Source organism: Streptomyces sp. NBC_01450 (assembly GCF_036227505.1).
Lineage (GTDB): Bacteria > Actinomycetota > Actinomycetes > Streptomycetales > Streptomycetaceae > Streptomyces.
The window spans coordinates 1298455-1320110 of sequence record NZ_CP109481.1; the positions used below are offsets into that span (position 1 = coordinate 1298455).

Annotated in this window: 17 protein-coding genes and 1 pseudogene; 12 read left to right on the forward strand and 6 right to left on the reverse strand. The window is 68.9% G+C overall.

Annotation, left to right across the window (positions count from 1 at the left end; genetic code table 11):
* The first annotated feature begins 90 nt into the window (after positions 1-90).
* Together OG568_RS54560 and OG568_RS54565 are read left to right on the forward strand one after the other, a co-directional pair.
* Positions 91-1155 (forward strand): integrase core domain-containing protein, encoded by a 1065-nt coding sequence (locus OG568_RS54560; RefSeq protein ID WP_329537476.1) that lies wholly within the window; start codon positions 91-93, stop codon positions 1153-1155.
* 61 nt (positions 1156-1216) lie between these two features.
* Positions 1217-1537 (forward strand): annotated as a pseudogene (locus tag OG568_RS54565) (transposase); the annotation flags it as partial.
* On the opposite strand, the gene OG568_RS54570 reads toward OG568_RS54565, so the two are convergent.
* The 3 genes from OG568_RS54570 to OG568_RS54580 form a co-directional block, all read right to left on the reverse strand.
* Positions 1534-1956, reverse strand: coding sequence for a hypothetical protein (locus OG568_RS54570; protein WP_329537477.1), 423 nt, complete (start codon positions 1954-1956; stop codon positions 1534-1536). The pseudogene OG568_RS54565 and the gene OG568_RS54570 sit on opposite strands and share 4 nt — an antisense overlap.
* A 325-nt stretch (positions 1957-2281) precedes the next feature.
* Positions 2282-4717 (reverse strand): SpoIIE family protein phosphatase, encoded by a 2436-nt coding sequence (locus OG568_RS54575; RefSeq protein ID WP_329537478.1) that lies wholly within the window; start codon positions 4715-4717, stop codon positions 2282-2284.
* A gap of 80 nt (positions 4718-4797) precedes the next feature.
* Positions 4798-7263, reverse strand: coding sequence for a SpoIIE family protein phosphatase (locus OG568_RS54580; protein WP_329537479.1), 2466 nt, complete (start codon positions 7261-7263; stop codon positions 4798-4800).
* A 245-nt stretch (positions 7264-7508) separates the two neighbouring features.
* Between OG568_RS54580 and OG568_RS54585 the strand changes: the two genes are divergently transcribed.
* From OG568_RS54585 to OG568_RS54600, 4 genes are all read left to right on the forward strand, one after another.
* The gene (locus tag OG568_RS54585; protein ID WP_329537480.1) at positions 7509-7775 is read left to right on the forward strand and encodes a hypothetical protein; all 267 of its coding nucleotides are present in this window, start codon (positions 7509-7511) and stop codon (positions 7773-7775) included.
* A 348-nt stretch (positions 7776-8123) separates the two neighbouring features.
* On the forward strand, positions 8124-8378 hold the full coding sequence (locus tag OG568_RS54590) for a hypothetical protein (protein ID WP_329537481.1): 255 nt from the start codon (positions 8124-8126) through the stop codon (positions 8376-8378).
* Between the two features lie 27 nt (positions 8379-8405).
* On the forward strand, positions 8406-8825 hold the full coding sequence (locus tag OG568_RS54595) for an SsgA family sporulation/cell division regulator (protein WP_329537482.1): 420 nt from the start codon (positions 8406-8408) through the stop codon (positions 8823-8825).
* 70 nt (positions 8826-8895) lie between these two features.
* Positions 8896-9225, forward strand: a complete 330-nt coding sequence (locus tag OG568_RS54600; protein WP_329537483.1) for an NIPSNAP family protein — start codon at positions 8896-8898, stop codon at positions 9223-9225.
* Positions 9226-9760: 535 nt separating this feature from the next.
* On the opposite strand, the gene OG568_RS54605 is transcribed toward OG568_RS54600, so the two are convergent.
* Positions 9761-10378: a TetR/AcrR family transcriptional regulator gene (locus tag OG568_RS54605; protein WP_329537484.1), complete on the reverse strand. Its 618-nt coding sequence runs from the start codon at positions 10376-10378 to the stop codon at positions 9761-9763.
* A 243-nt stretch (positions 10379-10621) separates the two neighbouring features.
* On the opposite strand from OG568_RS54605, the gene OG568_RS54610 reads away from it, so the two are divergent.
* Together OG568_RS54610 and OG568_RS54615 are read left to right on the forward strand one after the other, a co-directional pair.
* Positions 10622-13843, forward strand: coding sequence for a bifunctional cytochrome P450/NADPH--P450 reductase (locus OG568_RS54610; RefSeq protein ID WP_329537485.1), 3222 nt, complete (start codon positions 10622-10624; stop codon positions 13841-13843).
* A gap of 131 nt (positions 13844-13974) precedes the next feature.
* Entirely contained in the window at positions 13975-15021 is a 1047-nt protein-coding gene (locus OG568_RS54615) for a zinc-binding dehydrogenase (RefSeq protein ID WP_329537486.1), read from the forward strand.
* Between the two features lie 117 nt (positions 15022-15138).
* On the opposite strand, the gene OG568_RS54620 is transcribed toward OG568_RS54615, so the two are convergent.
* Positions 15139-15333, reverse strand: a complete 195-nt coding sequence (locus OG568_RS54620; protein WP_329537487.1) for a hypothetical protein — start codon at positions 15331-15333, stop codon at positions 15139-15141.
* Positions 15334-15452: 119 nt separating this feature from the next.
* Between OG568_RS54620 and OG568_RS54625 the strand changes: the two genes are divergently transcribed.
* Positions 15453-17105 carry an IS1182 family transposase gene (locus OG568_RS54625; protein WP_329537488.1) on the forward strand — a complete coding sequence of 551 codons (1653 nt, stop codon included), beginning with the start codon at positions 15453-15455 and terminating at the stop codon, positions 17103-17105.
* 70 nt (positions 17106-17175) lie between these two features.
* Here the strand turns inward: OG568_RS54625 and OG568_RS54630 are convergent, their stop codons facing one another.
* The gene (locus OG568_RS54630; protein WP_329537489.1) at positions 17176-17811 is read right to left on the reverse strand and encodes a TetR/AcrR family transcriptional regulator; all 636 of its coding nucleotides are present in this window, start codon (positions 17809-17811) and stop codon (positions 17176-17178) included.
* 137 nt (positions 17812-17948) lie between these two features.
* On the opposite strand from OG568_RS54630, the gene OG568_RS54635 reads away from it, so the two are divergent.
* From OG568_RS54635 to mhpA, 3 genes are read left to right on the forward strand one after another with little or no spacing between them, the layout of a single operon-like run.
* Positions 17949-19094, forward strand: coding sequence for a VOC family protein (locus OG568_RS54635; protein ID WP_329537490.1), 1146 nt, complete (start codon positions 17949-17951; stop codon positions 19092-19094).
* A complete protein-coding gene (locus OG568_RS54640) occupies positions 19091-20029 on the forward strand; it encodes a fumarylacetoacetate hydrolase family protein (protein WP_329537491.1) in 939 nt (312 codons plus the stop codon). The genes OG568_RS54635 and OG568_RS54640 overlap by 4 nt, the downstream gene beginning before the upstream one ends.
* Positions 20026-21648 carry a bifunctional 3-(3-hydroxy-phenyl)propionate/3-hydroxycinnamic acid hydroxylase MhpA gene (mhpA, locus tag OG568_RS54645; RefSeq protein WP_329537492.1) on the forward strand — a complete coding sequence of 541 codons (1623 nt, stop codon included), beginning with the start codon at positions 20026-20028 and terminating at the stop codon, positions 21646-21648. Before OG568_RS54640 ends, mhpA begins: the two co-directional genes overlap by 4 nt.
* Positions 21649-21656 lie beyond the last annotated feature (8 nt).

A 21656-nucleotide genomic window follows, 5' to 3' on the forward strand; every position in this document is an offset into this window, starting at 1 on the left:
GGGTGCCGAAAACGCCATCCATAGTGTGTGACGTGCAGGTTCTTCCGAACGGCCGTTGATCGCCAGGCGGGCGTGTCAGGCTGGTTGACCGTGCCGCTGCGACTGCCCTACCTCGCCGTGTCGAGCGTGTTCGCCTTCATCCGGCTGCTGCCGATGAGCGACGTGGACAAGAACATCGAGATATTGACGCCACGTCACCAGTTGGCGGTCCTGCAGCGGCAGAGCGACAGGCCGCGCGTCACTTCAGCAGACCGCGCTTTCCTTGCTGCACTCCTCCACAGGCTGCCTCCCGCCCGACTACGGCAGCTGCACCTGATCGTCCCACCGGACACCGTCCTGCGGTGGCACCACGACCCCATGCGCCGCCGCCACCCCCACAACTCCCACCGCAAGCAGCCCGGCCGTCCACCGACCCGCCGCGCCATCCAGACTCTCATCCTGCGCCTGGCCCGCGAGAACCCAGGCTGCGGCTACCGGCGCATTCATGGCGAACTCGCCGTACTGGGCATCAAGGTCGCACCCTCCACCGTATGGGAGATCCTCCGAGCGCACGGGATCGACCCCGCTCCCGAACGCGACCGCCACACCTGGGCCGCGTTCCTGCGCGGCCAGGCCCACGCGACCCTCGCCCGCGACTTCTTCACCGCCAACGCCCTGAACGGCGCGACGCTGTACGTCTTCGCCGCCATCGAGCACACCAACCGCCGCATCCGCATCCAGGGCGCGACCGCCCATCCCACCTCCGACCGGGTCACCCAGGCCGCAAGGAACCTCGTCATGGACCTGCAGGACACCGGCGCCACCGTCCGACACCTGATCAGGGACCGCGACAGCAAATTCACCCACGCGTTCGACGCCGTCTCCGAGACCGAAGGCATCAAGGTCGTCACCACCAGCATCCGCGTGCCCCGCATGAACTCGGTCATGGAACGGTGGGCGCAGACCTGCAGACACGAGCTCCTCGCCCGCACCTTGATCTGGAACCAGGCCCACCTGCTCCACGCACTCACCCAGTTCGAAGCCTTCTACAACCAGCACCGGCCCCACCGCACCCTGCACAGCGCGACACCCCTGCGACCCGTCCCCGAACCGATCACCGACCCCGACCCACTGGACATCCACCGGCGTGACCGCCTCGACGGCATCCCCCACTAATACACACACGCAGCCTGACCTGCCCGGACGCAATAATCGACACCCACACGGTGACGGCAGCACCTTCCCGACCGCCGGCCACCTCGCCGCTTACGCCGGCCTCGCACCCGCGACCCGCAGTTCAGGTTCGTCGATCCGCGGCGAACAGCCGTCACGGAGGGGAAACAAACAGCTCAAGCGGGCCTTCTTCCTCTCCGCATTCGCTGCCTTGGGCGACCCGGCGTCGCGGGCCTACTACGACAAGAAGACCGCGCAGGGAAAGCACCACACGCAGGCCCTGCTCTGCCTCGCCCGGCGCCGAGCAGATGTCCTCTTCGCGATGCTCCGGGACGGCACCTTCTACGAACCGCAGCCTGTTCGGGCGGTCGCTCCGCAGACCTAGACCATGGTCAGGAGGTGGTCCGTGGGGCCGTAGTCGATCTTCCAGTCGGCATAGACACCCACGGCGCCGTCCTTCTGACACCGCAGCCCAACGGTCACCCAGCGGACCGACCCGTCGCCAGCGAGCGAGAACGCGACTGCCGTCTCGAACTCCTCGCTCCCGCACGGGCAGCCGGCCTCTCCAGGATCCGCGTCCTCCCACAACTCCTCGCTATCCGCGATGAACGCACGGCCGCCGCAACCAGCGCACACCCGCTCGGCTCCGCCCTCGACATCGTCAACGAGCACGAAGAACACGCGCCCGCCGCAGACGCCGCAGACGCAAGGAACGATCTTCACCGGACGGTCGTCGGCAGCGTTCCGGAGAAACACCGCGAGGTCCGCAGAGACACCCTCGCCAACCTGATCATCAGCATGCACAGGCACATCGTTCCAGACGTCCGAACCAGCACCCATCCACCTTGACCAAAGGCATAGGCACCCCCCAGAGACAAGGCATCTCGTGGGATTGAGGAACCGTCAGCACCCTGCCTGGCCAGCGCGGCTTCGGCCACACGCGGATCTCAACGTCACCCGAAGGAGAACGGACACACGGCAGTCCCCAAGCTCGCCACTCGCGCAGAGCGAGGCAGCCTTCGCGCGGGACAGGCGAACTCCTTCCGCCAACGTGGGCACGGCACACCGGGTCGAGAGACATCAGAGCTGTAGGTGACTCTGCCTCGACCCACTTTGGTGGGCCGTAGCTTCAGGGGGAATCCTGGATGATTTGCTCGGACCAGATCGTCTTGCCGTTCTGGCCATGGCGGCAGCCCCATCGTCCGCCGAGTTGAGAGACGAGGAACAGGCCGCGTCCTCCCTCGTCGGTTGTGCGGGCACGCCGCAGGCGGGGTTGGGTGCTGCTGGAGTCGGTGACCTCGCACACCAAGACGTGGTGGCGAATCAGACGGAGTTCCATCGGCGGACGACCGTAGCGGATGGCGTTGGTGACCAGTTCGCTGACGATGAGTTCGGTGGTGAAGAGGAGGTCGTCCAGGCCCCACATGGTGAGTTGGCGGGATATCCACTCTCGAGCTTTGGAGACGGCGGCCGGATCAGCAGGGATCTCCCAGTGAGCGGTGTCCGCCGCTGGGACGGCGCGGGTGCGGGCCAGCAGCAGGACCGCGTCGTCGCGCGGCGCCTGGTCTGCCAGGTCGGCGAGGAGAGCCCGGCCGGTTTCGTCCAGGGCACGATCCGGACGGCAGTGCGCGGCGAGGGCTTCCGTCAGGCGCGGTAGGCCTTGGCCGATGTCGCGATCGCCCCGTTCGACCAAGCCGTCGGTGTAGAGAGCGAGGACGCTGCCCGGCTCGACGTCGATCACGGTGGTCTCATACGGCATGCCGCTGAGGGCGAGTGGTGGTCCCGGGGAGATCCTGACTGCTTCGGCGGTCCCGTCGGGCCGGACCAGGACGGGTGGCGGGTGCCCGGCACTGGCCATGGCGCAGCGCCTGGTGACCGGGTCGTAGACCGTGTACAGGCATGTGCCGCCGACGTTGTCGCAGTCGCCGGACGGGGCTTCGGCCGCGAGGCGCTGGACCAGGTCCGCGAGCCGGGTGAGCAGCTCGTCCGGTTCGAGTTCCAGGTCCGCGAGCGTTTGGATGGCGGCGCGCAGGCGGCCCATGGTGGTGCTTGCGGGCATGCCGTGGCCGACCACGTCGCCGGCGACCAGGGCCAGCCGCAGAGAGGGCAGAGCAATGGCGTCGTACCAGTCGCCGCTGCTGCCTGCTCCACCGCCTGCGGGCAGGTAGACGCCGGCGGTCTCGGCTGCCGGAGTGTCGGTCGTGGCCGGGGGAAGGAGGCTCTGCTGCAGCGCCACGGCCGCCCTGCGCTCGCGCGTGTAACGGCGGGCGTTGTCGATGGCGAGCGCACCCCGTGAGGCGATCTGCTTCATGAGATCCGCCTCGTCCTCGGTGAAGAGGTCGGATCGGCCGCAGCGCCATGCCGTTATGGCGCCTAGCGTGAGCCCACGGGCATGCAACGGTGCCACCATCACCGAATGGGTGTCCTTCGGGACGAGATACTCGACCAGCTGCGGGTCTCTGACCATGGCGATGAAGTCGTCAAGGCTGAAGACGACTGGCTCGCCGTGTAGGAAGCCGCGCCGCAGGGGGTGGTCCGGAAGGGGCGGGATGGGCTGGCCGCGCTTGATGCCGGCCGGCCACACCCCGGTGGCCGGCGCAAGGCCCGCGTTGCCCATGTCTCCACCGCCCAGCTGCTTCGAGGGTTCGTCCCCGTCGAAGACGGGGTGCGCAAGGTCGACCGCGGCGAAATCCCCGAAGGCAGGTGCGAGAACGTCCGCAAGGTCCTGCGCAGTGCGCACGACATCCAGGGATTTCCCTACTCGCTCGGCCACCTCGCGGGCGAGATCCAGATGACGGCGGGCACGTATCTGGTCGGCGTTGTCGAAGTACAGGGCCGCGACCCCCGTGGGGCGTCCTCGCGCGTCCTCCAGACGGAAGGCGGACAGCGACAGGGCGTGCTGCCGCGCCGAGCCGCGCCGACAGCTCACGTGCTGGTTTCTGCGGACCACTGGGGCACCCGTCTCGAGTACCTGGCGCAGTAGTGCCTCGATGCGCTCGGCGTCCTTGTCGCACAGCACGTCGCTCAGCCGAGCGCCGGGCTGTACTGGACGGCTGTCGAGAGTGCCCGGCGCGGCGTTCGTCTGCACAGTGGTGAGATCCGTGTCGTACACAGCGATGGTGATCCGGTTCTGTGCGGACAGTGCACGCAGGAGCGCCGCGCCGTGCTCGTGGCCGGCGACGTGGTGTGTAGGGGCCGCCAGGACGAGGACCTCCGCCGAGCCGGAGCACCCCACCTTGGTGGTCCGGAAGGTGACATCGATGGTGTCGCCGCACTGGTGCCACAGCCGTACCCGGCCGGACGCCGGCATCTCCGCGTCGCGCAGGTCGTCCGGGAGGTCGGCCACCAGTTCCCGCACGGGACGGCCACAGACTTCCTCGGCGCGGAACCCCGTCAGGTCCTCTGCTGCCCCGGTCCACCGGACCACCGCGCCTCGATGGTCGAGCACGGCGGCTGCTGGACCGTCGAAGGCGTACAACCCGCCGCTGGGACCGGAACCTGAGACGCCCGTCGATCCTTGGGAGGCGCCTGCCGAGCAGGCGTTCTTGACATTCTCTATGTCCATCTGTGGCTTCCTTTGCGAGGGCCTGTGGCTCGAGAGATCGGCATGCCGTGGCGGCCGTCGGCCGCCCGGTCGGTCGCGCGTCATGCCGCAAGGGCTTTGGAGGGCAGGTCTTGTTCGGCCCAGACGACCTTGCCGTCCGTCGCGGAGCGGGAGCCCCACCTGCGGGACAACTGAGCGACGAGAAGAAGACCGCGGCCCTGCTCGTCGATGATGTGGGGCTGGCGTGGGCGTGGGTGGCTGGTGTTGCTGTCGGAGACTTCGCAGGTCAAGACCTGGTGCTGGATGAGGCGTAGGCAGATCGGCCCGCCGCTGTAGCGGATCGCGTTGGTGACCAGTTCACTGACGATCAGCTGCACGGTGGCCACCAGATGCTCAAGTCCCCATTCGCTGAGCTGACGGGCGGCTGCCTTCCGGGCGACGCGGACAGCGGCCGGATCGCTCGACAGTTCCCAGGAGGCGACCTGGGCCGCTTCGAGTCCGCGAGTCCGCGCAAGGAGCAAGGTGACATCGTCGGCCGGGGCCTGAGTCGGCAAGGTCTCGATCACGTGAGAGCACAGGTCTTCCAGGGACGAACCGGACCCTGCCAGAGCGGCGCCCAGGCGATCCAGGCCCACGTCGATGTCGTCGTCGCGGGACTCGACCAGACCGTCGGTGTAGAGCGCGAGCAGAGTTCCCTCGGGCAGTTCCAGTTCCACGGACTCGAAGGGGACCAGACCGAGGCCGAGGCCGAGCGGGGCCCCGGCGGGCATGTCAGGGAAAGTGATACGGCCCTGCGGGTCGATGATCGCGGGCGGGGGATGCCCGGCCCGCGCCATCGTGCACCGCCGAGTGACCGGGTCGTAGACGGCATACAGACAGGTGGCGCCCACCGCCGCGGGGGCCTCGTCCGGAGCGTCGGCATCTTCCTCGCTCAGCCGCCTGACCGTGTCATCGAGGTGCGTCAGCAGTTCGTGGGGAGGCAATTCCATGTCCGCGAGCGTGCGGACGGCGGTGCGCAATCGGCCCATCGTCGCCGCGGCGTTGATGCCGTGTCCGACCACATCTCCGACGACGAGGGCCACCCGGGCGCCAGACAGCTTGATCACGTCGAACCAGTCGCCCCCCACGCCGTGGTCCATGTCGGCCGGCACATAGCGCGAGGCCACATCGAGGGCGGCGCCGCCTCCCACATGGTGGGGGAGCAGGTCGCGTTGGAGCGTCAGGGCCGCGGTGCGTTGGCGGGCGTACTGGAGAGCGTTGTCCAGGCTGAGCGCGGCCCGGGTGACGAGCTCCTCGGCGAGGAGGAGGTCGTCCTCCTGGAACGGCGTCTGGTCCTCGGAGCGGCCGAACACCGCCAGTCCCAGCACACAGCGCCGCGCACGGATGGGTACGACCATCAAAGAGTGGACGCCGCTGTCACGGACCTTCTGCGTGCTCACCGGGTCGTGAAGGGCCCAGGGGCCCGAACGGGTGTCGAGCACCGATTCCAGGTAAGAGCTGCCCGTGCGCAGGGCGGTGGTGAACAGCGAATTCGGGAAGGGGCGGATCACTTCTTCGCGCACCCACGGCAACTTGAGGATTCCCGGGTGGATGGAGGCCACACCGGCACGGCGCAGCACAGGTGGGCGGCCGTTCGCCTTGCCGGGCCCCGTCCAGGTATCCACGCCGAACGGAACCGACTCCATCAGGTCGACGACTGCGTGGTCGGCCAGCAGGGGCACGGCGAGGTCGGCCAGTTCCTGCCCGGTCCGCATGACCTCGAGGGTGCTGCCGATGCGCGTGCTGGCTTCGCTGAGGATGGCAAGGCGCTCGCGCGACCGCCGGTTGCCGGTGACGTCCACGCTCATGGAGCACACTGCCAGTGCCGTGCCGTCAGCGTCCTGGAGGCAGAAGAACGAGGCCGAGAACGCGTGCTCCCGGCGCCGGTCCGTCGATGACCACGCCCGGTACTCGTGGACCATGGTGGTGCCACTCTCCAGCACCTGCCGCATCACCACCTCGAGCGCTTCGGCCTCGACGGCGGGCAGTGAGTCCCGCAGGCGGCGTCCGAACCGTCGCTGACGAGGAGTGCCGTCGTGGCGCTCCATGACGTCGTTGACCCAGGTACAGCGCAGCTGCGGGTCATAGACAGCGATGCCGACCGGTGCGTGGGCCAGGAGCGACTCCCGCACAGCTCCGTTGGACGCCCCCGAGGACAGGGTGCCTATGTCGGTCACGGACACCAGCCAGCGGGTGCCGGCGTCCTGCCCCCACAGCCGTGAGATCCGCAGCGTCATTTTGATGGCGTGGCCGTCGCGGTGGCGGACCGTCACGGCGCCGGACCAGCCATCCTGGGCACGGCACTGCTCGGCGAACGCCGGAGCACTCGGGGCGCTTTTGGCGGGCGGCAGCACGTGTGCGGCGGACCGGCCCACCACTTCCCCGGCCGAGTACCCGACAAGCTGCTCGGCGGCGTGCGTCCACCCCACCACGGTCCCCTCCGCATCGAGCATCGCTATTGCCGCATCGGGTATCTCTCGGGGACTCACCGGCTCGGCGAGTGGCGTGTGGTCGGTGGTGTTCGTCATCCGGTTCTTCCCATCGGTGCGGGTGTGAGACAGCGTCGGCATGTGGGGCGTCGGCCCGATCTGTGGCCGTGGTGGAAGCCGGCACGACGTCTGCCAACCTTGGACGACTTTGTCCACTTCTGATGAAATAGTCAGATACGACCGCTTTATCGTCAAGCCCCTCGAATCTGATCAAATGCCCAAATATGACCGCATGCCGTCAGTGTCGATGCCGGTCCCTCGCAGGAACCGATTCGAACGCCGTCATGGCCGATGCACTCGAGGAGTACGCCCAAGCCGTCGACGAACGCCTCCACGGCGTCGTTGATCCCGCCGAGCGCCTCGCTGGGGGCGTGCGGCTCAGCGCGCGCATGGCCGAGTCATGCCCGGAGATCATGCGGATCCTGTGCCACGGCCGGCTCGGTCGGATATGTGCCGGTGACGGACTGGCTCCGCGGGCGAAGCGCGACGTGGAGGAGGGCATGGCCGCAGGCCGGTTCACCGTGGTCGAGTCCGACGGCCGCGGTCGATGAGGGAGAGGTGGGTGAACACCCGGAAATTGCTGCCCAGTTGCTCGTCGGTGTGGCTGATCTCTGCGGATCAGAGGGCGAGATGGCCGATGCGGGTGAACATCTCCTCGAAGACCAGGCGGAGTTCGTCCAGGCGACCGACGCGGTCCGGGCGAGGGCATCGAGCTGTTCATGCCGCCGCCGGCCGTGCGAGCCGATTTCGCCACCTCGACAGTTCCGTACGATGTATGGTAATTCTGGGAAGGTACTTCCATACGCCGTATGGAAAAGTTCGCTCGGGCCGCACCAGGCGCCACACATCGCCTGCATGTAGTCGATGGTGCAGATCACACCAATCGGGAAGGAAAGATCATGAACAAGCTCACGAGGCGCGTTGCCGTCACCGCTTCCTCCGTGGCGGTCGCGAGTGCCGCTGTTCTTGCTGCGGGGGGTACCGCTTCGGCCGCGCCTTCTGTATCCGCGCACGTCCAGCGTCCGGCCGTCAGTGTCAACGCCGGCGACCACCGCTGGGACCACGGTGTCGGCTACCTGCTCGAACTGGGCTACTCCTGGGACGAGATCCGTGGCTGGTGTCACGACGTCCAGGTTGAGATCAGCGTTCGCTGACCGCCGCCCAGCCGGGAGTGAAAGTCGATGGAGTCTTTGAAGACCGTCGTGCAGGGGGTGGCCGTGCAGCTGGTCGTCTCGCGCACCTACTCGCTGTCCATGTGCATGAGCCTGCGGTACGAGCCCACTGATCCTTATGTCGTCCGTGCCGCCTTTTTCACCGACACCGACGAGCAGACCGAGTGGGTCCTGGGGCGTGAACTCCTGGCCGATGGCCTGACGGGTTCCACAGGCTGTGGGGACATCCGGGTCTGGCCGGCCGTCGGCCGTGGTGACCAAGCCATGTACATCGTTCTCGGGTCTCCCGCGGGGACCGCCTTGCTCGAGGTTCCCGTGCAGGACGTCAGAACCTTCCTCGAGAACACGGAGGCGCTGGTGCCACGGGGCACCGAGTCCGGACGCATCGACTGGGAGCTCGAACTCGCGAACTTGTTCGCGAAAGGCTGAGAGAAGCCTCCCAACCGCTGTGCCGCTGGGGATCCTTGTCCCGGCGGCAGAAGAGAAGGAAAGAGTGTTCATGTCCCAGTACCAGCTTCGTGTCTACACACTGCGCAGCCCTGAGGCGCTCGTCGCCTACGAGGACATCTGGTCCAAGCACATTCCCGGTATGGCCAAGCACAGGATCACCACACACGGCGTCTGGACGGTGCTCGCGGCTCCCGGGACTGAGGTTCCCCAGCTGTACGCCCTCGTTTCCTACCAGGACGCCGACGATGTTCAGGAGCGACTGGGGGCGTACCTCTCCAGCCCCGAATTCCGCGCGGACATGGAGGGCTTCGACATCAGTCAGATCGTCGGCGTCGCCGAGTCCGTCCTGACGCCCACCGCCGACTCACCCTTGCGGTGACAGGTACCGCCGCTGGAAGTCTGCGGCGACCTTCACGTTCGTGTCGGAACGCCGCGCGACTCCGCCAAGGGGCTCGCTGGACGGCAAGCGGCATGGATGAGACTGGCGAGGTCGAGGGGACGGTTGCAGTTGCCGTAGACCCGGTGGAGCGCCTATCGGTACGGGCGGCTGACGCCCGGTGACATGGAGGCCCGCCGACCGGGGATGAACGCGTACCGGCGGCACCATGCGCCGGGCTGCTGCCGCGTCCGGAGCTTGGCCGGCCCAGTCATGCGCAGAGGGTCGTCGTCCGGAGTACGAGCGAGTCGCACGGCGGCATCCAGGGCCCTGGCCACTGGAGGATGCTGCGGTTTCCTGGGACGGTGCGAGACCGCGGGCGACGCGCACCATCCAGGCGGCCGCACTGCGGCAACACTGACCGCGAGGTTTCGAGAGGGCCGTTCCGGATGTGATGGGTGCCTTCTCATGCGTGCCGCGGCCTGACCCCGCCCCGCCATGGGCCGGCGTCAGGCCGCAACACTTCAGGTCTGCACAATCAATGGCCGGCGCCCTGGCCGTCACCATCGGCGGCGAGTCGGCTCTCCAGGCCCATGATGATCGTGTCCAGCGTCAGGCGGAAGACGCGGTTCTCGTCGAGGTCTGGAGGGGTGAGCCCGTCTTCGCCGACAGTGGGGGGTTTGAGGCTCGACCACCGGTGGAGCGCGCCGTTGAGTTCGGCGGTGAGGACACCGGTGATGACGGCGCCCACGAGAGCGGTGATCAGCGGGAGCTCCGAGTGCGGCACCTCTGCGGCGTCAAGGATCGCGGTGAGCGCAACCCAGAACGGGTCTTCGGGCTGGATGAAGTCCGCCTGGTGGCTGAATGAGTAGGCCATGAGCTTGGGGTGACGGTGCGCCAGCGTCCGGAAATCCGTGGCGAGCAGGCGGATGCGCTCCTGCCAGGGAGCGTCCTCCAGTGTCACGGTGCGGAACTGGGTGCCGACCATTCTCGCCACGCCGCGCAGCACGGCGTCCTTGTTCGGCACGTGGTGGTACAGCGACATCGGGTTCGCATCAAGCACGGTCGCGAGTTTGCGCATGGTGAGCGCCTCGACCCCGTCCGCGTCGATGAGCCGCAGGGCGGCGGCATAGATCCCGGCCTCGGTCAGAGGCACCTCTCTCTTCCTGGTTCCCCGCGGGGGACGCTTCGCCTTTTCCATACGCGGACGGTATCAGTTTCATACAACGTATGGAAATGACCTCGGTCACCGGAGGCGTGTCGGTCGTCCGCACGGTCTTGGGTTGCGGTCGACTTTCCATACGTCGTATGGTACCAATTCCATACGGCGTATGTTTCCGTGGTGCGGCCGGGTTTCGGCCGGCACCTGCCATCCCCTCCCTGCACAAAGGAGCAAGCCATGTCCACACAGTCCGAGGCCGGCCTGCGACCCATCCGGTCTCCGCGCGGGGTCCCGCTCTTCGGCCACACGCCGCAGATCCCCAGCACCAACCCGGTGGAGTACTTCGGCAAGCTGTCCAAGCAGTTTCCCGAGGGGCTCTACGGCATGGAGATCGCCGGTATCGAGCAGGTCTTCGTCTGGGACCCGGACCTGGTGGCCGAGGTCTGCGACGAGACGCGGTTCTACAAGCAGATCGAGAAGACACCGCTGAACCACGTCCGGGACTTCACGGGTGCGGGCCTGTTCACGGCCCATCAGCACGAGGAGGAATGGGGCATGGCGCACCGGATCCTCCTGCCGGCGTTCAGCCAGCGGGCCATGAAGTCCTACTACGGGCAGATGCTGGAGGTCGCTCAGAACCTGGTGGGCAAGTGGGAGAGCAAGGAGGGCCGGCCAGTCAAGATCACCGACGACTACACCCGGCTGACCCTGGACACGATCGCCCTGTCGGGGTTCGGCTACCGGTTCGACTCCTTCGCCAAGGAGGATCTGCACCCCTTCCTCAACGCGCTGCTCGAGGCGCTGGTGGAGTCGCTGCGGCGCTCGCAGGAGCTGCCGATGATGACCAAGCTCCGCAAGGCCGATGACAAGAAGTACCGCGAGAACATCCAGCTAATGCGGGACCTGGTCGAGAACGTGATCAAGGAGCGCCGTGAGGGGATCGACACGGGTGAGGATGATCTGCTGGGTCTGATGCTGCAGGCCACGGACCCCGACACCGGCAAGGGGCTGGACGACGACAACGTCCGCGACCAGGTGGTGACCTTCCTGATCGCCGGCCACGAGACCACCAGCGGTCTGCTGTCGTTCGCCACGTACTCGCTGATGCGTAACCCGCACGTCCTGGCCCAGGCCTACGCCGAGGTGGACCGGCTGCTGCCGGGCGACACGGTCCCGGACTACGACACGATCATGCAGATGGACGTGATCCCGCGGATCCTGGAGGAGACCCTGCGCCTGTGGGCTCCCATCCCGCTGATCGGCAAGTCCCCGCTGGAGGACACCGTCATCGGCGGCTGCTACGGGCTGAAGAAGGGAACAAGGGTCAACATCCTCGAAGGCCCGCTGCACACCCATCCCAAGGCGTGGGAGCGGCCGGAGGAGTTCGACATCAACCGGTGGCTGCCGGAGAACCGGGTCAACCACCACCCGCACGCCTACAAGCCGTTCGGGAACGGTGTGCGTGCCTGCATCGGCCGGCAGTTCGCGCTTACTGAGGCCCGCCTGGCCCTCGCGCTGGTGCTGCAGAAGTTCAAGTTCTCCGACACGACCGACTACAAGATGGACGTGCGGGAGGCGCTGACGCGCAAGCCCGGCGACTTCGAGCTGGTCGTGCGGTCCCGTCAGGAGCACGAGCGCACCGTCTTCGGCGTCGCGGACCTGCAGACCGACGACACGCAGCACCAGGCCGCGGTCAGCGGTGTCGGGGTGAACCTGACCGTCGCCTACGGCTCCAGCCTTGGCTCGTGCGAGGACCTGGCGCGCACCATCGCCGACCGCGGCGAGCGCTCGGGGTTCGGCACCACCTTGGTCGGCCTGGACGAGCTGGGTGACAACCTGCCCACCGAGGGCCTGCTCGTCGTCGTGGCTTCCAGCTACAACGGCAAGGCTCCGGACAACGCGCAGCGTTTCGACGAACTGCTCACCGCCGGGCTCCCGGAGGGCTCGCTGTCCAACGTGCGGTTCGCACTGCTGGGTGCCGGCAACACCCAGTGGGTGGCCACCTACCAGGGCTTCCCGAAGCGGATCGAGGCAGGCCTGCTGGCCGCCGGCGCCACCCGCGTCGTCGAGCGCGGCATCGCGGATGCCGCCGGTGACTTCGACGGCATGGCCACCCGCTGGATGGACACCCTGTGGACCACCCTGGCCGAGGAGTACGCCGCCGACACCTCCGAAACCACAGGGCCGCGCTTCCAGGTCCAACTGCTCACCGAGGCCGACGTGCGCCCCGCGATCGTCTCCGAGCAGGCTTACCCCCTCACGGTCGTGGCCAACGAGGAACTCGTCGACGACCCGACCGGCCTGTGGGACTTCAGCATCGAGCCGCCGCGCCCGGCCGCGAAGTCCATCACCATCGAACTCCCCGACGGTGTCACCTACGACACCGGCAACCACCTGGCCGTCTTCGCCAAGAACGAGCCGCAGTTGGTGAACCGCGCCCTCGTGCGGCTCGGCGTCGACCGCGACCAGGTCCTGCGCCTGGACCAGCCCGCCGGCGGCCGCACGCACCTCCCGGTGGGCACGCCCGTCACCGCGGGTCTGCTGTTCACCGAGTTCCTGGAGCTGCAGGACGTGGCCACCCGCTCCCAGATACGAACGCTGGCCGGGCACACCAAGTGCCCTTGGACCCGGCCGCAGCTGCAGGCCTATACGGCCGACACCGCCGAAGCCGAGGAGCGCTACCAGACCGAGGTCCTGGGCAAGCGCGTCTCCGTGCTCAACCTGCTGGAGCGCTTCCCCGCGGTCGAACTGCCGCTGGCGGTGTTCCTGGAGATGATGGGCCCGATCCGCCCGCGGTTCTACTCCATCTCCTCCGCTCCGCTGGCCGACCCGCGCCACGTGCGCCTGACCGTCGGCCTGCTGGAAGGACCGGCCCTGTCCGGTGACGGCCGGTACCGCGGCACCTGCTCCTCCTACATCGCGGGCCTCAACCCCGGCGACGTCGTCTACGGCTATGTGCGCGTACCCTCCCCGACCTTCGCCCCGCCGGCCGACCCCGCCACGCCGCTGGTCCTCATCGGCCCGGGCACCGGCATCGCGCCACTGCGCGGCTTCCTGGAGGAACGAGCCCACCAGCACGCGAACGGCACCCAGGTGGGCCTGTCCCAGGTCTTCGTCGGCTGCCGCCACCCGGGGCACGACTACTTCTACGGCCAGGAGATGCAGGCGTGGGAGCAGTCCGGGATCGCCCAGGTGCACACCGCCTTCTCCGCGGTGACCGGCCACCCGGCCCGGTTCGTCCAGGACGCCATCGCCAATGCGGCCGACGCCGTGTGGCAGGCCATCCAGGACGGCGCGTACATCTACGTCTGCGGTGACGGCCGCCGCATGGCACCCGCCGTACGCGAGGCGCTCGCCGCCATCTACCGCAGGCACACCGGCAGCGACGACGAGGCCGCCCAGCAGTGGCTCGCCCAGCTCGAGGCCGACGAGCGCTACCAGCAGGACGTCTTCGCCTGACCCCCCGGACGCCGGGAGGAGTGCGGCGGTCCTGACACCCCGCTCCTTCCCGGCCACCACTCACCCACGAGGCACCACACGGCACCCGTCGGCCGAACCGCCGGAGTGCCGCTCACAGAAAGCAGAGCACCATGGACACCATGCTCGCCGGGCGCTTCCACCTGGACAGCAAGAAGTTCGCCGTCGAGGAGGTCCCCGTCCCCGTGCCCGGCCCGGGCGAGGTCCTCATCGAGGTCAAGGCCGCAGGCGTCTGTCTCTCGGACGTCCACCTGCTCGATGGCTCCCTCGTACCGCTGTTTGCCACCTCCGACACGGTCACCGTCGGCCACGAGGTTTCGGGCGTGATCCACACCCTCGGCTCCGACCTCAAGCGCGGCCTGACCGTCGGCACCCGCGTCACCCTCGAGGCCGGCAAGACCTGCGGCCAGTGCGCCGGCTGCGTGCGCCGCCGCCCCTGCACCCAGATGCGCACCGCCGGCATCGACTACGACGGCGGCTGGGCGCAGTACACCGTCGCCCGCGAGGACACCCTCATCCCCATCCCCGACAACCTCCCCTTCGACCAGGCCGCGATCATCCCCGACGCGGTCTCCACCCCCTACGCCGCCGTCGTCACCACCGCGGGCGTACGCCCCGCCCAGTCCGTCGGCGTCTGGGGCGTGGGCGGAGTCGGCGCGCACAACGTACGCCTCGCCCGCCTGGTCGGCGCCGCGCCGATCATCGCTGTAGACCCGCTGCCCAGCGCCCGCGAACGCGCCCTGGCCTTCGGCGCGGACTTCGCCCTCGACCCGGCTGCCGACGACTTCGCCGACCAGGTCCGCGCGGCCACCGGCGGACGGGGTCTGGACTTCGCCTTCGACTGCGCCGGCGTGCCCGCCGTCCGCGAGCAGGCCGCCGCCGCACTCGGCCTGGGCGGCTCCCTCATCCTGGTCGGCATCAGCCCCAGGCCCCTCACCATCACCGAGGGCCTGACCTTCAACTACCTGGGCAAGCAGGTGCGCGGCCACTACGGCGGCAGCCCCGAGTCCGTCACCGAGCTGGTCCGGCTGGCCGAGGTCGGCCGTCTCGACCTGGCCCCCTCCATCACCGACCACATCCCGCTCGCCGAGGCCGCCGACGCGGTCAACCGGCTGGAGAACAAGATCGGCGACCCGATCCGCCTCATCCTCGTCCCCTGACGACTGAACAGAAAGTTCACCAAGACCACCTCGGGCAGGGGTGAGTGGGCGCCGGTGCTTGAGGGAGCACCGGCGCCCACAGTCTTTTGCTACCGACCTGCCTGAACCACAGGCGGTTCAGAGCCACCCGCGGCGGCCCGCCTGCGCACCCGCCTGGAATCGGCGCGTCGCCCCGAGGCGGGTAGTCAGGTCGGTGATCCGGCGGCGCAGGGTGCGTGCGCCGAGGCCGGGGCGGCGGGCTGTGGTCTCGTCCTTCGTCGCGGGCGTCGACGCGGCCCTTGCGGCGCTGAAGTATCCGCCCAGCGCAAGCACGCAGGAGCCCGGCATCCCTTCTGGGATGCTGTTGGTTAATTCGGGCCTGTGCGTGACGTCGGCCTTCAAGACCCGGTTGTGGTCTTGAAGGCCGACGTTGTCGTATGGGGTGGGTGCGGATGTCGATGCAGCCGAAGGGGTCTGGGGAGATCCCGGCGGAGACGGTGCGGGTGGCGCGGGCCGCGTTCCCAAAAGGGAGCCTGGCGATCCGGGTGCGGGACGAACTGGGGTCGTTGTTCAGCGACGAGCAGTTCGCCGGCCTGTTTCCTGCGCGGGGGAAACCGGCTTGGTCACCGGGGCGACTGGCGATGGTGCTGGTGTTGCAGTTCGTGGAGGCGCTGACCGACCGGCAGGCCGCGGAGGCGGTGAGGGCTCGTATCGACTGGAAGTACGCGCTCGGGCTGGAGTTGGCCGATGCCGGATTCGACTACTCGGTGCTCTCGGAGTTCCGGGACCGGCTCGTCGGAGCCGACGGCGGCCGGGAGATCCTGGACACGGTCCTGGCGGCCGCCCGGCGACAGGGACTGATCACCGCCCGGGGCCGGGCACGGACCGACTCCACCCACGTGCTGTCCGCGGTGCGCGAGCTGAACCAGCTGGAACTGGTCGCGGAAACCCTGCGCTCCGCGCTGAATGCCGTAGCTCTGGCCGAGCCGGGCCGGCTGAGCGCGTGCGCCCGGCCGGAATGGTTCAAGCACTACGCCACCCGGGCCGAGGACTCCCGTTTCCCCAAGGACCGGTCTCGCCGGGACCAGACGTATCGGCGGGTCGGCGACGACGGCATGCACCTGCTGCGGAACGTCTGGGCCCAGGACGCGCCACCGGGCCTGCGGGAACTGCCGGAAGTCGAGGTGCTGCGGCAGGTGTGGGTGCAGTACTTCCACCTGGTTGACGGGGAGGTGGCCCGCCGGGACCCAAAAGACCGGCCACCGGGCCTGATGCGCCTGGTGACCCCCTATGACCTGGAAGTTCGCACCGGCGGAAAGCGCGACATCAACTGGGACGGTTACAAGGTCCACCTCACCGAGACGTGTGAGGACGACACCCCGCATCTGGTCACGGGCGTGGTGACCACCCTGGGCAGTGTCTCTGACGACCGGATGGCCGTCCCGGTCCACGCAGAACTCGCCCGGCGGGATCTGCTGCCGGGCGAGCACTGGGTGGATACCGGCTATGCCAACGGTGGCGCCTTGGTGACGGCCGGCCGTGACCATCGGGTCGACCTGCACGGACCGCTGAAAGCGGTGACCGTGCCGCACGCCCGCGGCGATGCCGCCTTCGGCCAGGACGCGTTCACCATCGACTGGGACAACCAGCACGTGACCTGCCCGAACGGCGTTGTCAGTACGCAATGGGCCCAGCGCAACTCCGAGGAGGGACTGCCGACCATCCGGGTCCGGTTCTCTCCGGCCGACTGCGGCACCTGTCCCCAGCTGCGGGAATGCGTCAACTCCGCCAAGCCTCGGCGGCGGGAGATCAACCTCCGACCCCGCGACGAATATGAAGCACTCCAGCAGGCGCGAAAGCTCCAGGCGACCGACGGGTGGAAGGACCGCTATAAGATCCGTGCCGGCGTTGAAGGCACCATCTCCCAAGCAGTGAACGCCTGCGGCCTGCGCAGAACCCGCTACCGCGGCCTGGCGAAGACCAGTCTCCAGCACCAGCTCACCGGCGCCGCCGTCAACCTCATCCGCATCAATGCCTGGCTCACCGGCACACCAAGAGCCCGCACCCGCACCAGCCCCCTGACAGCACTCCGCCCCGCCGCATAACGACGGGGCGAAGCAACCAGGCCCGAATTAACCAACAGCATCCCCTTCTGGACGCCGGGCCCGTGTGCTGTCAGTCGAGGCCGGGCAGTGGGCGCCGGGTGACCTCGCGGGCGTCGTCCGGAGGGACGCCGAGCATGCGCAGGACCATCTCTGCCAGGTCGGAGGCGGCCTCGTCCCCGTCGAGGTCGGGGCGGGCCAGCCGCAGCGCCACGAGGGAGATCAGGGTGCCGCCCAAGGCGGACAGGGCGGTGGTCGCGTTGCGGCAGGTGAAGCGGCCCGAGGCGATGCCGATCTCCAGGTCGCGCAGGGCTCGCGGGGCGAGGCCCCGGTCGGAGTGGATGTAGGCCAGACCGCGGTCACGCAGGATCCGCATGAGTTCAGGGTGGGAGTCGGCCATCCGGGCGGTGAGCCGGAAGCCCGCCGCGACGAGCTCGGCCGGGTCGTCGATTCCTTGTACGCGCTCGTCTATGACCTGCCCGAACTCGTCCAGGGCGTCTGTCACCGCGGCGTCGAACAGCTCCGTCTTGGACTCGAAGTGGTTGTAGAAGGAGCCGAAACCGACGTCCGCGCGCTCGGCGATGGCCTGGATGCTGGCGCTGGCGTCCCCGGTCTCCGCGAGGATCTGCCGGGCCGCACGGACGAGCGCCTGACGGGTCTCGGCACGGCGTCGCTCGAAGCGGTTCTTGGGCGGGGCTGACGTCGGCATACGGCGAGTGTAACAACCGTCGCGATGAGTCTGCCATTACTGATGAGACTATCAATTATTTGGGTTCCCCCTATTGACGATGGGTAACGGCAAAGTTGATGATTTCCTCATTACAGCAGTGTTGCTTGGAGGACACCATGTCCCACACCCCCGTTAACAGGGCCGCTCCCCAGACGCCCCATCAAGACCTCCACAGTGAGCAGGGCGCCCTGCGCGGAGAACACCCCGGACGGTCCCGGAATCCCGTGATCAAGGTGGCGGATCTGGCCTGGCTCGAGTTCGAGAAGCCGGACCTGGACCGGGCCGAGGTCTTCGCGCGTGACTTCGGGTTCGCGGTCGCCGCCCGCACCGAGGGGGAGCTGTGGCTGCGCGGCACCTTCGCCGGCTCGCCCTGCATGGTCATCCGGCGGGGACGTACGTCCCGGTTCATCGGGCCGGCGTTCCGCGCGGCCGAGCGGGCCGACCTGGACCGGCTGGCCCGCGCCACCGGCAGTACCGTCCGGGACATCGGCGTACCGGGCGGTGGGCAGTCGGTCGCCCTGCTCGACCCCTCGGGCCTGCCGGTCCGGGTCGTGCACTGCGCCGAGCAGCTGCCCGCGTTGCCCGAGCAGGAGCCGCTGATCCTCAACTTCGGTACCGATCACCGTCGTACGAACGCCACCCAGCGCCCGCCCCGTGAGCCCTCCCGTATCCAGCGGCTGGGCCATGTGGTGCTGGAGACACGGGTGTTCGCCCGCACCCTGGACTGGTACCTGGACACCCTCGGGATGATCGTGTCCGACTTCCTGTTCCTGGACGGGCAGCGCGGGCGCGGGCCGACGATGGCGTTCGTCCGGTGCGACCAGGGGAGCGTGGCCGTCGATCACCACACGCTGGCCCTGCACCTGGGGCCGGGAACCGGCTATGTCCACTCCGCCTACCAGGTCACCGACCTCGACGCGATCGGCGCCGGCGGGGAGTACCTGACTGAGCGCGGTTACCAGCGCAGCTGGGGCATCGGCCGGCACATCCAGGGCAGCCAGCTGTTCGACTACTGGCGCGACCCCGACCACTTCATGCTGGAGCACTTCGCCGACGGCGACCTCTTCTCCTGCGACCTGGAGCCCGGCTGGGCACCGATGTCGGCGAGCGGCCTGGCCCAGTGGGGCCCGCCGGTCACCCGCGACTTCCTGGGCGCCAGCCCTTCACCCGCCAAGCTGCGCGAGGTCATGACGGCCCTGCGTGGCGACAACGAACTCGACCCCGCACGCCTGCTGGGCCTGATGAAAGCGATGAGCTCATGAGCACCAACGTTCTGCGTACCACCGACGGCTGGTGGGTCGTCCGGGACGAACGCGCCGTCCGCGTCGAGACCAAGGCCGTCACGACCGCCGAGCTGCTCGCCGACCGGGACGCGGTCCGCGAGGCCGCCGCCTCCGCCGAGAGCGGCACGCCCGTCGCCGACCTGGTGGCGCTGCCTCCGGTCACCACCCCGTGCCGGGTGGTCGCCCAGATGGTCAACTACCGCAGCCACGCCAAGGATTCGGGCTTCACCGGCGACATCCCGCCCACCTTCTTCCGCAAGGCGTCCGGCTCGGTCAGCGGCCCCCACGACACGATCATCCGCCCCGCGCACGTGAAGTTCCTCGACTACGAGGTGGAACTCGGCCTCGTCATGGGCGCGGCCCTGCCCGTGGGCACCGTCGTCGAGGAGCAGGACCTGCCGCGCTACGTCGCCGGCCTTGTCCTGACCAACGACGTCAGCGCCCGCGACGTCCAGCTGACCAAGACCCAGTTCTACGAGAGCAAGTCCTATCCGACCTTCACACCGACCGGTCCGTACCTGGCGCTGCTGGAGTCCGAGGATTTCACCCATCTGCTGAACCTGCGGCTGCGGCTGTCGGTCAACGGCGTGTCACGCCAGGACCGCACGCTGGCCGACATGATCGTGCGGCCTGCACAGGCGCTCACCCTGCTCGCCCGCTTCCAGACCCTCGCCCCGGGCGACCTGCTGCTGACCGGCACTCCCGGCGGCACGGCCCTGAAGGCCCCGCCCAAGGCGGCCGAGAAGATCGCTGCGCTGCTGCCGCCCGCGCTGAAGTGGAAGGCGTTCTTCAAGGGCCAGGCCAAGAACCCCAAGTACTTGCGCAACGGTGACCTCGTCACCGCCACGATCGCCACCCCTGACGGGCGGATCGACCTTGGCGAGCAGCGGACCCCCATTGCGGACGCATCATGAAGGCCGCATCCCGTAGACCGGTGGTGATCATCGGTGCGGGACCCGTCGGGGTCATGGCCGGCCTGCTGCTCGCCCGGCACGGAGTGCGCAGCTTGGTCCTCGAACGGCACCGGGACGTCTACCCCCTGCCGCGCGCCGTCGTCGTGGACGACGAGATCCGCCGGATCCTGCAGAGCGCCGGTGTCCACGAGGAGTTCGCTTCCCTCGCCCGCCCGGCGCCCGGACTGCGGCTGCTGGACGCCGGGCGCCGCGTGATCGCCGAATTCCCGCGGTCCATGCACGGACACCACGGCTTCCCGCAGACCAGCATGTTCGACCAGCCCGATCTGGAACGCCTGCTGCGTGACGCCCTGGCGCGCCGCCCGGAGTGCGAGCTGTGGAGCGGGGTGGAGGTCGTGTCCGTCACCCAGTCCGTCGCACGGGACACCGACGGACCGAACGATCCGACGGGTCCGGTCCGGGTCACCCTTCGCCGCGACGGCAGCGACGAGGACGAGCACCTGTGGGCCGATGCCGTCCTCGGCTGCGACGGTGCGGGCAGTCTCACCCGTGACGCCATCGGCGCTCTGTGGGAGGACCTGCACTTCGAGGAGAGCTGGCGGGTCATCGACGTGCGCACCAGCCGCCCTGTGCGCACCTGGGAAGGCGCCGAGCAGATCTGCTCCCCCACCCAGCCGGCCACCTTCATGCGCGTCAGCGAGGACCGCTACCGCTGGGAGTTCAGGCTGGCCGACGACCAGAACCTGGACGGCCCGGACGGATGGGAGCGCCTGCGCGAGCTGGTCGCCCCCTGGGTGGACCTGCCGCCCGACGCCTCGCCGGACGCTGACTTCGAGGTGATACGGCAGGCGCAGTACACCTTCCGGGCCCGCCTCGCCGACCGGTGGCGCAAGGGGCGCGTCTTCCTGCTGGGCGACGCCGCCCACCTCACCCCGCCCTTCGTCGGGCAGGGACTGTGCGCGGGCCTGCGCGACGCCCAAAACCTCACCTGGAAGCTCGCCCAGGTGCTCCAACGGGGCGCACACGAGGGGCTGCTGGACACCTACGAACGCGAGCGCAAGCCGCACGCCCGCCATGTGATCCGCGTGGCGGTCGCCGTCGGCTGGGCCATGACCGGCGGACAGGACCGCGGTGCGGCGTTCCGCCGGGCCGTCGTGGGCACGGCCTGTCGCATCCCCGGTGTGACCACGGCGGTGAGCCGTGACCTCAGTCCCGCCCTGACCGCCGGTCCCCTCATACGGCGCCGCCCCAGGCTGACCGGCCGCGTGCTGGCCGGCACCTTCTGCCCGCAGCCCTGGGTACGGCACGACGGCAGGCGAGTGCGCCTCGATGACGTCCTCGGGGACTCCTTCGCCGTCCTGACCGCTGTGCCGCCCACGGCGCAGATGACGGCCGTGGCCACGGCACTCGGCGCCCCGATGATCCACGTCGACGATCTGGGCGACGACGGCACCCTGGCCGGCTGGCTGGCACGCGGCCGTGCCGACGCCGTCCTGCTGCGCCCCGACCGCGTCGTGATGGACACCGTCCCGGCCGGCACCGGCGACTTCACGGACACCGTCGCCTGGGCCCCCCTGCTGCACACGGCCCGCCATACCGCCGATGCCCGGCCCGCCTGACGAGGAGC